The organism is uncultured Varibaculum sp., from assembly GCF_902489465.1.
Classification (GTDB): Bacteria; Actinomycetota; Actinomycetes; order Actinomycetales; family Actinomycetaceae; genus Varibaculum.
The window spans coordinates 21,855-36,081 of the sequence record NZ_CABTZZ010000019.1 but is presented as its reverse complement, the minus strand read 5'-3'; the positions used below and the strand labels follow the sequence as shown (position 1 = coordinate 36,081).

Genomic DNA, 14,227 nt, shown 5'->3' with positions numbered 1-14,227 from the left:
TTCGGACAAATGACCTGGGACATCAAAAGAGTTTTTCCTTATTACAAGCGGACACAAGTCCTGAAAGATCTTAAAACCCCAACCCCAAGAAAAACGGACACATCTCCTGAAACCACACAATTCCCATTTTCACCTTAACGGCTTATCTCCCTAAACGCAGGTAGGCAGTTTCCTCCATTACTTTTTTCAATAGCGCGTTTGCTCTGAGCTTTGTTATTCGAGAGGGATTTTCACCCTTTTGGGCGTACCAATCAGGCTCAGAAAGCTGTTTCATGGTAGCTGTGGCAATCTATTTAACCTCAAAGATAAAAGGAGTCCCCAAAATGAGGAAAATACTAACCTTGACCGGTAGCTGCCTACTAGCTTTGACCCTGGCAGCTTGCGGAGCCAGTAATGCTGGCAGTGATAAGTCCCAAACCCCTAGTAAAAAACCGGCTATCCAAACTGGAATTATCTCGGCGAGTGAGGACACCGAGAAACCAGAGCTAAAGAATGAAGAGAAAGCAGTCGAAGATTCAAAAGCACTTGAGGAAAAGTGGAGAAAGACCGCCAAAGAGTTTGCAAAAACCGAGGATGTTCCCTCCAAAAAGACTTTCTATTTACCCTCGTTTGCTAGTTTCCATAAAGAAAAAATGGAATCCTACTGGCATTCTGTTAATTACAACGATAAGTGGAAGACTGGCGACAAAGTAAAAGTAACGTTCTATTGCCAAACAAAAGAACCTACAACTACCCAGATTTTGATTTTCCCTCAAGGGGTAGACCGTAAAGGACAGCTAACCAAATTTGGTTGCGGAGTTGATAAACCCGCAAAGGGCGAGTGGGAATATACTCTCCCTAAGGATGCATCTAACCTGGTATTTTATCTAGAAAAACGACCAGTCGAGGGATTCTTTATTCTGAATCAAACCAGAATCTAGTTCCTGGTTTAATTCCTATATTCCTGAAAACACTTAAGGGTGGGGTCGCTCTGTCTTTCAGAGCGACCCCACCCTTAAGCGACTTCCCAAAAACAGCCACATTTTTGGGCTAATGCCCTTTGCTAGGATAACTGTGACTAGACATTCTTAATCTTCTTCCTGTGCATGTGCGGCCAGCTACTGTGGGTGCTGAAAGTCATGCCGGAAACCATGGGGATTCTTCTTGAAGAAATGTCAAAGAAACTAGGGGTGGAGTAATTATCATGACCGAAATGAGATCAACTGAGCGTCCCGTACTCTGCCTGGGAGAAGCCCTGATCGACGTTATTAAACGCGCAGGTAATGTGGAAGAAAAAGTCGGGGGCAGTGTCTTTAACGTGGCTTGCGGAGTCGCTAGTTTAGGCCACCCCACCTCCTTAGCTTCTTGGTGGGGCGAGGACGAGCGCGGTAAGAGCCTAGAAGAAAAGCTAGCCTCCGCCGGGGTTAGCGTAGTCCCTGGCAGTTCTAAAGCCGCGAAAACTCCGATAGCTAATGCCCAAATCGACGACAAGGGGCAAGCAACTTACAACTTTGAGTTGGAATGGCAAGTTCCTCCCCTACCAGAGGTTGGTAGCCTTAGCCACCTACATACTGGAAGTTTCGCTGCTACTTTGGCACCCGGAGCCTCCGCAGTGGTCAAGGCGGTCAAGGCCATGGCAGCTCAAGGCACCGTAAGTTATGACCCTAATGTGCGTCCCTCGTTAATGGGTACCCCCGAAGAAGTACGTCCGCGGATCGAAGAGCTAATCAGCCTCGCCGATCTGGTTAAAGCCAGTGATGAAGACATCGCTTGGCTCTACGGCAAAGACACTCCGATTGAGACCGTGTTACACCAGTGGAAAGACATGGGGCCAGGTCTAATTGTGGCTACCCGCGGCCCGTGGGCGTCCTATGCTCTTTGCGCCAATGACCGGGACATGCTGGCGGTAGATCCCCTAAACATCAAGGTCGAAGACACGGTAGGCGCCGGCGATTCCTTTATGGCCGGCCTGATTTCGGGACTGCTAGATGCAGGGATGTTAGGCTCGGCGGCAGCCAAGCAGCGGCTACAGCAAGCTCGCCTCAGCGATATCCAAGGCGCTCTCCACCGGGCAACGATTACCTCCGGGCTTACGGTAAGTAAGGTGGGCGCTTACGCCCCTACGCAAGCTGAGGTCGCAGAGGTACTCGCCAGCGATCCCACCCTCTAGAGGGGAAAACGCGTTAGCGGCCATAGCGAATTTAGGTGGGCGGGGGAGACATGATATCTCCCCCGCCCACCTATATCAGGGGTTAAGAAATAAACTTTTCCCCGTAGTAACAGGCTTTAAGCATGCTTTCTATTTCCGCCATGGTAGCTTTACGAGGCGTACCAGTATAGGACTCGCGATCGAAAGTACGCTGGGCTAGCTCGGGCAGCTGCGCCAAGAAGTCGGCTTCCGAAATCTCAAAGTCCTGCACCTTTAACGGCACTCCAAAGGTTGAAACTAAGCTATCCAAAGCCTGCGCTAGCTCCTCACCTGCGTCCTCTTCTCTAGCTTCGATTCCGAGTCGGCGACAGATCTCAGCCAATTGCTGGGGTGCTTGGAAACGCAGGTAGTTCGGGGAAGCCACGAACTTCCGCGGCCGTCCTCCTAAGAAACGCACCACATTAGGCAGTACTGCGGGGAAGTATTCCTGATTGCTGCCCCCAAAGGCGGCGGCAAAAGTCTTGGTCAATGAATCTGCCAACCCCATTGCGGTGTTACCTTGGGCAGTAGAAATCAAGAACGCCCCCTCAATAACCTTTTCTCGCTGGTCAGCCAATTCTTGACTATCTTCTGCGGCACTAACTACCCGTGGCAAAGTCTGATAAACATTCTCTAGGCCATGTAGCGCCAAGGAATCGGTATATTCACTGGCTTGGGTAGAAGTATAGGCCTCGATCGCGCAGGCCACCCCTTGGAAGCCACGCCGTAGAGCATCTTTTCGACTATAGGGTGCCCAGGTGGTATCCATAATCACGATCTGGGGCAGGAATGCGGTCGACTTAACCGGACGGGCAAAACCAGTATCCGCATCGGTAATAGCTGCTGACGGCGCAACTGAAGCACGCCCTCCGGTAATAGTAGGAACGCAGATAAGCTGCGGAGAATTAATATGGGCTGGCAAAGCAACATGTCCGGCGCAGACTTCCTTAACCGATAACTCGGGGCAGGCCGCGAATAAACGCAGGAACTTAGCCGCATTGATCACGCTTCGCTCTCCCACGGCAATAACCGTTTGAGGTGCGTATCCAGCGATTTCTTGTACTTTCTTCTCCAGATATTGGGTAGTGAAATGCTTTTCTACGTCATCTATAACCTGTACAGATATTTTGTTGCTGCGGGCATATAGCAGTTGCATCACCACATCCAGTTGCCCGCTACTGGCGGCATCTTGATTGGTAATCACCGTAATTTTGGTGCCCAACTCCAAATTAGCTAGCTGCCGAATATAGCCAGATCCGAGATAAATTTGATTAGGTACTTGGAAAGGCATCATTACCGGGTTCCTCCTGGCTAGCCGTTTTATATTAAGTAGGTTAACTGCACTGATATTGCTCGATATCGAGTTATGTCCATAAGAGCCGCAACCAAGAGTCAAGGAGGGCACCATCGCGTTATAAAGCCCCCCGATAGCTCCGAAAGCGCTAGGAGAATTTTCAATAATCCGCACTGAATTAACTTCTTTGGCAAACTGGTCGATAATACCCCATTCGCGGCAATGAATGGCCGCGCTGTGCCCCAACCCGTCTTGTTCTACCATCTGGCGGGACAATTCAATACCTTCCGCTGCATTTTCAGCGCGCAATACCGCCAAGATTGGGGAAAGCTTTTCTCTGGTTAATGGTTCCTCGTAACTTACCTTAGAGCACGGCACCAAAATAGCTGGGGTATCTTCAGGAACGCTAAAACCCGCCATTTCTGCTATCTTCGAGGCTTTCTGTCCCACGATCGTTGCATTCAATTTGGCATTCGCACAGTCTTCACTTCCGGCACGCGCCCCGAAAAGCAGCTCTTCTAGCTTCGTTTTCTCTTCCGCGTTTGCCAGGTAACATCCGAGAGTTTCAAACTCTGCCAGCGCCTGATCTGCAATGGCCTCGTCGAGGATCACCGCCTGCTCGGCAGCACAAATCATGCCGTTATCAAACGACTTTGAAATAGTGACATCATTGACTGCGTTTTTAATTACTGCACTTTCGTGGATATAGGCAGGACAGTTTCCGGCTCCCACCCCTAGCGCCGGTTTTCCACAGGAATACGCACTCTTGACCATGGCGTTGCCGCCGGTAGCGAGAATGACTGCTACTCCCGGATGGTTGATTAGCTCCGTAGTGGCCGGCATTGAAGGAGTGGTAATCCACTGGACACATCCCTTAGGTGCTCCGGCTTCAACCGCAGCCTCGTAAACTATTTTGGCGGCATGAGCCGAACAGTTCTGCGCGAATGGATGGAACGCAAAAATAATGGGGTTGCGAGTTTTTAGGCAGATCAGCGCCTTGAAAATAGTGGTTGAGGTGGGATTAGTGACCGGGGTTAGCCCCGCTACCACCCCGACTGGCTCTGCAACTTCCACGATCCCCGAGAACTCGTCACGGGAAATCACCCCTACGGTTTTTTGTCCCTCTAAGTCTTGGGCAATAACTTCGGAGGCAAAAATATTTTTTACAGTTTTGTCTTCAAAGTTACCGCGTTTGGTTTCGGTTACCGCCTCGGCGGCGAGCACCGCATGGGCTTCTCGCGCCTTGTGGGCTGCGGTTTCTACAATAATATCTACGGTGCGCTGATCCAGAGTCTCGAATTCAGCAAGCGCCTGCTGGGCGCGTGCTACTAGCGTATCGATGGCTGTTTTTTCCCCAGCCTGTTGAGTCGGGGAGGGAGTTGGTTCTTTTATGGGCATGACTAGCTCTTTTCTGTACACCGATCTAGAGGATTTGGATGTGCTTTACTACGATCAACAACTCTGTTTAAAAGTTTTACCTAGTAAAAATATAATCTTGAATAAAGCAGGCTACGGCTTATAGCATAGGTTTTCAACAACTAAAATTTGAATGCACGTTTATGCATCACTAGACTTCAAACGTTCATCCTATGGGGGCTATAGTAGCTAGAAACCGTGCAGGGGTTATTCTCATTTCCCAAAGCCAGCGGGTGGTAACTACCCCAGCCTGGCGGGATTCTGAGCATGCTAGCGGGCAACTTGGTGAGACATACGATACTGCATGAGGCTGAACACGCCCAGAGCCAACAAGAGATAGATCGGCAATAACCCAACAGATAAATGTTGCGCTATCAGGCCAAATAATGGCGGCATCACGAAGACTCCCAGGTTAAAGCTAGCCATCTGCACTCCGATTACCGCGCGCGAGTGCTCTCTCCCAAAGATTTGAGGAGTTGCGTGAATCATAGCGGGATATATCGGAGAGCAACCCAGACCAATCGCCATAAGTCCACAGACCGTAATAGCAGCCGACCCCGGAATCAATACCAGCATCACTCCCCCCGCGACCAGAATTATCCCCAAACGGATTAATTGCTGGTCAGAATAACGGATCGACAAAAATCCGCTCGCTGCTCGCCCTAGGGTTACCCCCAGGAATAACATTCCCGCAAAAGCGGCCGCAGTAGCGGCATCCATACCTTTAAATAACTTCAGGTAGGTTCCACCCCAGACCCCAGTTGCTTGTTCCAATACGGCATAACAGAAGAAACAAGTCATTACCTCTTTGACACCCTTAATCCGCACTGTCTGCGAAAGATTGAGAGGACGTTGCTTAGCTGACGAGGAATCCGATTCAGGCAACTTCTCACTACTGGCAGGAGAGCTTTCCTGTTCATGGCGCTTCCAGAGCGGCAAACTCAAAAATAGAATCGCGGTAATTACCAGCTGTATCAAGGCTATATACCAGTATCCGTTCTGCCAGCTACCTCCCCCGGCAAGCGCGATCCCCATCACGTACGGACCAATCGTGGCGCCAATCCCCCAGGAACAGTGCAGCCAGTTCATGTGGGTGCTTTTGAAATGCAGCGCCACATAGTTATTGAGAGCCACATCTACGCTGCCCGCTCCCAATCCGTAGGGAATCGAACAGGCACACAGCACCCAAAAGTCAGGGGCAAAGGCAAAGCCTAGAATAGCCAGAGCAGTCAACAACCCCGAAAACACGGTCACTTTCCCGGTACCAAGCCGGGAGATTATCCGATCCGACAGCAGGCTAGAAGTAACAGTTCCCAAGGAGATAATCATAGAGATGAATCCCGCATAGGAAACCGGCACCGCAAAATCTGGATAAATCTCTGGCCAGGCAGAACCTAGCAGGGAATCGGGTAGACCCAAGCTAATAAACGCCAGGTAGATCAGTGCTAATAGTAAGTTAGTCAACGACGCCTCCTGGCTTAAACCTATCAGTTTTAGACACCGAGTTACTACGCCCAAAATAGGCATTTCAGTAACCATGAAACTTGAGGAAACATCAATTTAGCAGGCTGTAGCGTAATCTTTACGGGAAACCGGGAGCAGTGGAAAATACTATTTTGCCAGCTAGTGGTGAAACAGCCGCTAAGTTTTAGCTTTATTAAGTGGCAGAAAAAGTTGCGGGTCTTGCTGAAAGCAATCAGCAAGACCCGCTCCCGGTTTTAGGTTTCCCCAAAACCTATTTTTCTGGAGGTTACAGTTTAGGCTTCAAAGAGTTTTTGCCCCACGTAGTCTTCTCCCTGCCCCACACCGGGCGGCATTACCCACATACTGGTAGCTATATGCTGCAGGTATTCGGTCATGGCGTCCCCCGACATCTTCTTCAGGATAGGAATGAAGTTGGTTTGGGGGTTACGAACATAGGCGATAAACATCAGCCCACCCTCCAGACGCCCCAAGCTGTCGGTACCCTCCATATAGTTGTATCCGCGCCTGAGCATCCGGGCTCCCCCGTTGTTATCGGGGTGCACCATCGCCACGTGCGAATCCACCGGAATCAAGGGTTCCCCGTCTTCGCCCTTCTTCTTAAAGTCGGGATCGGTGAACTCAGTTCCTCCGGACTGGGGGGCTCCCTCTAGTTTGTCGCGCCCAATGGTGTCTTCTTGCTCTTGCAAGACCAGTTCGTCCCAGACTTCCATCATCTGCTTGATTTTGCGAGTACAAAGATAGCTGCCACCTGCAAAATACTTTCCGCCCGAATCACCGGGCTGAATCCACAGATGCTTATTTAGCTCCGCATCGGAATCTTCCTTTTTGATATTGGAAGTTCCATCCTTGAACCCGAAGAGGTTACGGGGAGTTTTTTGCCCGGTCGAGGTAGAGGAGGTGCGTCCATAACCCAGTTGCGTCCAGCGAACGGTTGCGGTGCCGAACGCCAAACGACTTAGGTTGTGGATTGCGTGCATAGAGATCATGGGATCTTCCGAACACGCTTGCACCACGATATCCCCGTAGCACTGATCGGGATCCAGTTTCTCTGCTGCCATCCTCGGGATCCCGCCTTTTAGCGGCTCCGGCATCCTATCGGCAATCCCCAGGCGGTCTTTCCCGTCTTTCAGGAAGAAACTTTCCCCAAAACCAATAGTGATCGTGAGGGCGCCTGGCCCGAGATCATAGGCTTCGCCCGTATCATCCGGGGGTGCCAGTTTGGACACTTTGGGATCGTTTACCGGATTACCAGCCATCATCCGTTCAGCCGCCAAAGACCAGTCTTTCAGCAGCTGAATAACCAGTTCCCGGCTCTCAGTGGTCAGGTCATAGGCAGCCATCATCATCTGCTGTTGCTGGGGGGTGAGAATTCCCGGTTGGTGTTTACCTCTAAAAGGATAGGAAATCTTCATCACGTCGGAAGCTGCTTCTCCGGCGGCTTCGCCTTTGGATTTACCATAGGCGAAGCCTCCCATTCCCCCGATGCCGATACCGGCTAGCGCAGCGATACCCCCGCCGATCAGGACATTACGCCGGGAAATCCCCGGAACCTTATTAGTATCTTGCGGGGTTTCCCCCGAGGAAGTAGCCTCTTCAGCTACTTCCTCTAGGTGATGGTTAACAGAGTTTTTACTCAATGACTATTCACCTTATTTCAGAATAGATTCCGTCAACTTTGCGAGCGGTGCCCGCAGCGCATTTACCTTATCGGAAAGCTCTTTTTGCTTCTTGGTGTACTTCTCGGGAGTTTTCTCCAAACCAATCGCCACCGTCGCGATATCAGTGTAGGGCGGGAAATCCCACTGGTTATCGCCACTGGCACGGTTGTAGGAAGCAATAGTGTCTTCCAGATCTTTCATCTTGGCATCAATTTTCTTCGCCAGTTCCGGATCTTTCTTCTCGGCTAAGGCCTGGACGTTGCCATAAGCTACCCGAGCGCCCTCCAAGTTGGCCTGGAAATCATAGAGGTCAGTGTGCGAGAAAATCTCTTCCTCTCCCGTAATCTTGGTGGTAGCTACCTCTTCTAGCAAACCAATAGCCCCATTGGAAATATCGTCTAGTTTCAGTTTGAAATCAGCAGCATAAACCGCTTTATGCAGATCCTGGGTGTCTTTCATCAACAGATCGGCAAACTTGGTGCGATCGGCCGCCGATAGCTTCTGATCGGTCCACAGGTCTTTTTCTAAGCGGTGCCAACCAGTCCATTCCCGCCCGTCAGCGTCATCTGCCTGCTGATAGTCGGTTTCCCGCTCGTCCAGCTTCGGATCCAAATCACCGAAGGACTCCGCAGTGGGCTCGATCCGCTCGTAATGCATACGAGCCAAGGGATAGAGCTTCTTAGCTTTTTCGTTGTCGCCCGCCTTGTAAGCATCTACAAATTCTTGGGTGGCTGATACCAGCTGGCCAGCCTGATCCTTTACATAGGCAGCGTATTTAGCCACCGCATCCTCATGCAGCTTCTTGTCATCGGCGCTGACCTTAATACCCTCACCCTTGGTTACTTTGAATTCTTTCAACCCCACGAGCGATCCCACCATATTCTTCTTGCAGGCGGTGTAGTAGGTTCCTTCCTCTAGCTGCACCGTGAAGTCGCGTTTATCTCCAGCAGCCAGGTTTTCCATTTCCCCCATAATCTGCAGTTTGTCTTTGGCAAGTACTTCAAACTCGTTGCGAGCCGGTCCCTCGTTGTTTAGGGAGAACTTAATGGTGCCGGAAGGAGCGGTGTTAGTAGAAAGTTCGCACTTGTCGTCAGCGATTTTCACCTCGATTGGTTTAGTGCTGCCCGCCGCGCCATCCCCCGCGGCGCTGTTGTCGTTCTTTACACAACCAGTCATAGTGACTGCCAGCGCCGCGCCCACGAAAGCAACGGCAATCTTACGCATATGCATTTATTTGTCTCCTTAGGTGTGCATTTTTGCGTCGAGGACGCGAGCGCGCCCTCGGGAAAACGGTCAGTCAACTGCAACTGACGTTTTGGTCTTGTGAATTGTTCCTGCTGGCGCGTCCTCAGCGGACACAATCGCCGCTGTATCCTTGTCTCCCGCGTCAGTTCCTCTCTTTTCCGGCGTAGCAGCTTCTTCTTTTTGCGCCCTTTTCACTGCTAAAAACAACTTCTTATTGCGGTTGTAAAAGTAGAACAGCGCCCCCACTACCACCAGGTAGATCAGCCAGCTAAAGAACTGCAGGGCGGTGGGGCTGGGCGAGAACTGGAAAATGGCTACCAGCACGTCATAGAGACCGCCGTTATAAACCAGGGTGGGAATATAAGTGGTGAAATCGAAGAGCGGGGCGGTCATGGGGATAACCCCGGCTTCTTGTAAATCGTGGAAGCCATAGGAGCATACCCCGGCGGCCACAAAAATCAGTAAATACCCGGTTACCTCAAAAAATACCCGCAAGTCGATACGGGCTACTCCCCGATAGATCAGGTATCCCAGCGCGATGGCGATTGCTATCCCCACCAACATTCCGACAACCAGGCTGGTGCCATTTTCGTTGTCGCTGGCATTCTTGAACATCGGCCAGATAAAAATCGCGGTTTCTAGTCCTTCTCGCCCCACGGTGATCAGGGCGATTACAAACAGCGACCAACCGGCTCCGCTACCTTTCGACAGCGCTTCCTTGACTTGGGATTGCATCCGGGCAGCCATCCCGGCGGAATGCTCGGCCATCCAAAAAATCATCCAGGTGATGAGGGCGACCGCGAATAGGGAAAGAAAGCCTCCGAGCGCCTCTTGGGCTTGGGTGGTAAGGGTGTAGGTTCCCCAAACCAAGTAAGCACCCACGCTCATGGGGACTACCGCCCCTACGACTATCCCTAGCCATAGTTTTGGCAGCAGATCTTCACGCTCAACTTTCTTTACATAGGCATAAAGAATGGAAACTATTAAAACAGCTTCCAAACCTTCACGTAACGCAATTAGTAAAGCGCCGAGCATCTTCTCTCCAGTCCGCGAATTAGTTAGCTAAAACCTATAATTCCTTAGCTAAGGCAAACCTAATTTATTCAATTCGTCTCACCCTGTCAAGGAGCTTTATTCTCACAAAATTTCACTATAAATACTGGCCAAAGCATCATACAGTCAATTAGTGCAGCTTATGCGAATTTATGTTCTCGTTCCTAAAGTAGGTTCACCTATCTATTTACCTCTTATCTCGATCGGTAGGCTCGCAGGCGGTCACGGCTATTTCGGAAGTGAGGATATGCGCTATCAGCTATCTTCCAGCAGGGAAGATACTTTTAGTAACGTATAGAAGCCAAGCGGCGCTGCATCAAGGCGAATACTCCCAAAGGCAAGGTCAGGTAGACAGGCAAAAGGCCTACTGATAAATACTGCGCTATCAGCCCAAAAAGTGGGGGCATAATAAAAATCGCCAAATAGGAACTGGCCATTTGCGCTCCGGTGGCCGCCCGCGAGGGGTCTTTCCCGAAGATCTGGGGAGTGGCGTGCAGCATCGCGGGATAGATCGGCGAACACCCTAGGCCAATCGCCATAAGCCCACATACTGCCAGTCCCGTCGATCCCGGGATTATCGAAATCGCTACCCCCGCTGCGGCCAGTAGCATTCCCAAGCGGATTAACTGTTGATCGCTGAGGCGAATTGCCAAGATTCCGCTGACAGCTCTGCCTAGAGTCACTCCCAGAAACAACATTCCCGCAAACGCGGCAGCAGCGGCCGCATCCATCCCTTTAAATAGCCTCAGGTAAGTTCCTGCCCAAAGCGCAGCGGTTTGCTCCAAGACGGAATAGCAAAAGAAACAGGTCATCATCTCTTTTACTCCTCTAATCCGCACTACCTGCGAAAGCTTTAGGGATTGAGGGCGTGCGGGGGCATTCGAGCCAGGCGACCCCTCGGAGTTAGTAGTTACCTCTATCCCTTCATGGTGTTTCCAAAGCGGCAAACTCAAGAACAATACTGCGGTGATTGCCAGCTGTACCCAAGCAACATACCAATATCCGCCCTGCCAGTTTCCCCCTCCAGATAATGCCATCCCCATGATGTAGGGGCCGATAGTGGCACCTATTCCCCAGGAGCAGTGCAGCCAGTTCATGTGGGTGCTTTTAAAATGCAGCGCCACATAGTTATTGAGCGCCACGTCCACGCTGCCCGCTCCTAATCCGTAAGGAATTGACCAGGCACAAAGCACCCAAAAGTTAGGGGCGAGGGCGAAACCCAGGATAGCCAGGGCAGTTAAAACCCCCGGAAATCACGGTCACTTTACCGGTACCTAACCGAGCAATGATCCGATCCGATAACAGACTGGAGGTAACGGTACCCAGGGCAATAATCATAGACACAATCCCCGCATAGGAAACTGTTACCTGAAAATCTGAGTAGACCGCTGGCCAGGCTGAACCCAACAGGGCATCGGGCAATCCCAAGCTAATAAAAGCCAGATAAATCAGTGCCAGCAATAGGTTGGTCAAATATTCTCCCTCAAAGCCACTAACAGTACCGCGTTTTAAGCTACCACTATCGCCAATATGTTAGTGCGTCAAATACGATTATTTATCGCTGAGGTTCAGTCGCCACCTCACCCATAAAATGCGTTTCCCAACAAATATTTTGCTAGTTACCAGCTAGGAGATCCTTTTCTTTGTCCGCCTCAAAACTTCCCACTATAATCTTTCGAGACGATTAGATTAAAAGTGTCATTAAATGAAAGAATGCCTACATGCCAAGGATCATCGGGGAAACTCTGGAAGAACATCGCGAGAAAACTCGCCAACAGCTATTTGATGCCCTCTCCCGTCTCCTCCAAACCAGTACTTTTGAATCGCTAACCATGGCGAAGATTGCTCAAGAGGCGGGAGTGGGGCGCACTGCGGTCTACAACCATTTCCAAGATAAAGAAGCACTGCTCCTGGCATTCATTGCCTATGAAACGGGACAGTATTCGGTGCGTTTGAACCGCGCTCTGGCGGGGGTGTCCTCCCCTATAAAAATGCTACGAATTTACATCCGGGAACAGCTCACTCTGGGATCTTCTTACCACCTAGCGCCCGGGCTGGATCTGCGCCGCCAAGTATCAAATGAAACTGGCAGCGAACTACACTGTCACGCGCAGATTGTAGAAAATATATTGAGTCAAATCTTAAGAAAAGCCATTAATGAAGGCACTCTCCCTCCCCAAAACCTACCCATTGCAATCTCGATGGTGAACGCGTCTCTAGCAGGCAGATCTCTCCCCAAAGACCCGATTCATCGGGAATATCTGATCCACTGTGTACAAGCGTATGTATTGCGTTCTCTGGGAGCTAGCCATACCTTGGCTCCGTTACCGAACGCAAAACGGTTCTTGGGACGACGGTTAGATCTGGAAGAGAATCCTTTTTCTTCTCGGGGGGAAGAAGCAATGGTTACCTCGGCCTGTCCGATTCATCGTGCCAGTTAGATGCAGCTTCCTGCCTTTTCAGGCTGAACCTTTAACTTTTCTGGGCAGCAAGGCAGGATATTGCGGGTATTTATTTGCTGAGCAGGCCGCTATGGACACGAGGGGATCATTGTGGAGTCTCGGTAATCTATAATCGCTTAAGAGACTCAAAGGAGGAGACATGAGCACTGACCCGGTTCAGCGGGCTAGCGACCCGGCGACGCCACTGGAAGAATTGCAGTATTTGGCTCAAAATCATCCCTCTTTGCGTCCCCTCATTGCCGAAAATCCCTCCACTTATCCCGAACTTCTAGAGTGGTTAGGCGAGTTTTCTGATCCGGAGATTGCCGCCGCCTTACAGCGCCGCCAAAACCGACTAGACCGGGCTGCCCGAGCACAGACCCGTTCCCCTATCCCGGCCGCTTCCCCAGCCCCCCAGGAGATACCGGTAGTCGAGCCCCGGAGCGCTTCCCCGCTGACTCCCACCAATGCCCCCGCAGCTATAAACACGGTTCGAGATGAAACCCCCCAAGATTTCCCTACCGCGTCCCTCGAAACAGCCGAGGATAACACCGTCGCACAACCAGCGAAAACGACAACCGCAAAACCAGCGAATGAACCGGAAACCGCAGTTACCGCTGAAACTGAGGTAGCGGAAAAAACTAAGGCTGACAAACTTAAACTTGCTGACGAGGAAGATTTAGAAGACTTTTCACCGGTCGAGGAAAAAACTGCTTCCCGAAAAAGCAAGATTTTCGTGATCGTGATTGCAATCTTGATCGGTTTAGTGCTCTCGATCGGGGGTAACTTAACAGATCGTCTCACCGGAGGCGACGGTTCGAAGAGCTGGTACGGGAAGGACGGAGTAATCGCACGCATCTTCGGAGATTCCGACCTAAATCGCGACCACAATAATAACGGAATTCCCGATGAGCAAGAACAATCGGAAGACCGCGGCAATAAAAAAGATACTTCCGGCCAGGATGCTAAGAAAAAAACAAGTAGCGCCGGGGCCCAACTAGATGTTAAAACCGAGGGACGCCAGATAGCCCCCGCTCCCACTAACCAGATTGGGCAAGCAAAAGGACTACCAAACGGAGCCTACCAGGTAGCTGAATTCTCACTGCCTGATGCCCCCATCAAGTGCACGATCGGTAACGAAGTGGTGTGTAACGTCTTTAGCTTTACCGGAAATATCGGCCAGAACCCGGGAGCCACCGTCAAGTTCACCCTGGGAGCTGATGGCGCCAGGCCTCCGGAAGATTTAGGGGTTAAAGATAACGAAGTTTCACAGACCGTACTCTCTAGCGGTGCTGCCGCCGCCTCGGGAGCCTACGCTTGTGAGTCCTCCGGATCTGGGGTCGACTGTTGGAACCTGCAGACCGGATTCGGGCTGAAACTGACAGTGAATAGCGCTGAAGCCTATCAGCCTAAAGTTAAAGCCCCCGGCAACTAACCTTTTCCATTATCCCCGGAGGTAGGGTACCTG

11 protein-coding genes are annotated in these 14,227 nt (G+C 51.0%); 4 read left to right on the top strand and 7 right to left on the bottom strand.

The window, feature by feature from the left end; all coding sequences use genetic code 11:
• Window positions 1-323: 323 nt before the first annotated feature.
• Together RDM26_RS05090 and RDM26_RS05085 are read left to right on the top strand one after the other, a co-directional pair.
• A complete protein-coding gene (locus RDM26_RS05090) occupies window positions 324-920 on the top strand; it encodes a hypothetical protein (protein ID WP_307737929.1) in 597 nt (198 codons plus the stop codon).
• 263 nt (window positions 921-1,183) lie between these two features.
• On the top strand, window positions 1,184-2,149 hold the full coding sequence (locus RDM26_RS05085) for a PfkB family carbohydrate kinase (RefSeq protein ID WP_307737928.1): 966 nt from the start codon (window positions 1,184-1,186) through the stop codon (window positions 2,147-2,149).
• 82 nt (window positions 2,150-2,231) lie between these two features.
• Here the strand turns inward: RDM26_RS05085 and RDM26_RS05080 are convergent, their stop codons facing one another.
• The 7 genes from RDM26_RS05080 to RDM26_RS05050 all read right to left on the bottom strand — a co-directional run bounded on the left by RDM26_RS05080 (window position 2,232) and on the right by RDM26_RS05050 (window position 11,791).
• Entirely contained in the window at window positions 2,232-4,859 is a 2,628-nt protein-coding gene (locus tag RDM26_RS05080) for an iron-containing alcohol dehydrogenase (protein ID WP_307737927.1), read from the bottom strand.
• 288 nt (window positions 4,860-5,147) lie between these two features.
• Complete coding sequence (locus RDM26_RS05075) at window positions 5,148-6,341, bottom strand: MFS transporter (RefSeq protein WP_307737926.1); 1,194 nt, start codon at window positions 6,339-6,341, stop codon at window positions 5,148-5,150.
• 293 nt (window positions 6,342-6,634) lie between these two features.
• A complete protein-coding gene (gene efeB / locus RDM26_RS05070) occupies window positions 6,635-7,999 on the bottom strand; it encodes an iron uptake transporter deferrochelatase/peroxidase subunit (RefSeq protein WP_307737925.1) in 1,365 nt (454 codons plus the stop codon).
• A 12-nt stretch (window positions 8,000-8,011) separates the two neighbouring features.
• Complete coding sequence (efeO, locus tag RDM26_RS05065) at window positions 8,012-9,250, bottom strand: iron uptake system protein EfeO (protein ID WP_307737924.1); 1,239 nt, start codon at window positions 9,248-9,250, stop codon at window positions 8,012-8,014.
• Between the two features lie 63 nt (window positions 9,251-9,313).
• Entirely contained in the window at window positions 9,314-10,300 is a 987-nt protein-coding gene (gene efeU / locus RDM26_RS05060; RefSeq protein WP_307737923.1) for an iron uptake transporter permease EfeU, read from the bottom strand.
• A gap of 302 nt (window positions 10,301-10,602) precedes the next feature.
• Window positions 10,603-11,511 carry an MFS transporter gene (locus RDM26_RS05055; protein WP_307737922.1) on the bottom strand — a complete coding sequence of 303 codons (909 nt, stop codon included), beginning with the start codon at window positions 11,509-11,511 and terminating at the stop codon, window positions 10,603-10,605.
• Window positions 11,512-11,518: 7 nt separating this feature from the next.
• Window positions 11,519-11,791 (bottom strand): hypothetical protein, encoded by a 273-nt coding sequence (locus tag RDM26_RS05050; protein WP_307737921.1) that lies wholly within the window; start codon window positions 11,789-11,791, stop codon window positions 11,519-11,521.
• A 248-nt stretch (window positions 11,792-12,039) separates the two neighbouring features.
• On the opposite strand from RDM26_RS05050, the gene RDM26_RS05045 reads away from it, so the two are divergent.
• Window positions 12,040-12,759 (top strand): TetR family transcriptional regulator, encoded by a 720-nt coding sequence (locus RDM26_RS05045; RefSeq protein WP_307737920.1) that lies wholly within the window; start codon window positions 12,040-12,042, stop codon window positions 12,757-12,759.
• Window positions 12,760-12,919: 160 nt separating this feature from the next.
• Window positions 12,920-14,194, top strand: a complete 1,275-nt coding sequence (locus RDM26_RS05040; protein ID WP_307737919.1) for a hypothetical protein — start codon at window positions 12,920-12,922, stop codon at window positions 14,192-14,194.
• The last annotated feature ends 33 nt before the right edge of the window (window positions 14,195-14,227 follow it).

Excerpts from the sequence above, each read along its gene's own strand:
- RDM26_RS05080 (WP_307737927.1), bottom strand. The coding sequence starts at position 4,859 with ATGCCCATAAAAGAACCAACTCCCTCCCCGACTCAACAGGCTGGGGAA.
- RDM26_RS05085 (WP_307737928.1), top strand. The coding sequence starts at position 1,184 with ATGACCGAAATGAGATCAACTGAGCGTCCCGTACTCTGCCTGGGAGAA.
- RDM26_RS05090 (WP_307737929.1), top strand. The coding sequence starts at position 324 with ATGAGGAAAATACTAACCTTGACCGGTAGCTGCCTACTAGCTTTGACC.
- efeO (WP_307737924.1), bottom strand. The coding sequence starts at position 9,250 with ATGCATATGCGTAAGATTGCCGTTGCTTTCGTGGGCGCGGCGCTGGCA.
- RDM26_RS05045 (WP_307737920.1), top strand. The coding sequence starts at position 12,040 with ATGCCAAGGATCATCGGGGAAACTCTGGAAGAACATCGCGAGAAAACT.
- RDM26_RS05040 (WP_307737919.1), top strand. The coding sequence starts at position 12,920 with ATGAGCACTGACCCGGTTCAGCGGGCTAGCGACCCGGCGACGCCACTG.
- efeU (WP_307737923.1), bottom strand. The coding sequence starts at position 10,300 with ATGCTCGGCGCTTTACTAATTGCGTTACGTGAAGGTTTGGAAGCTGTT.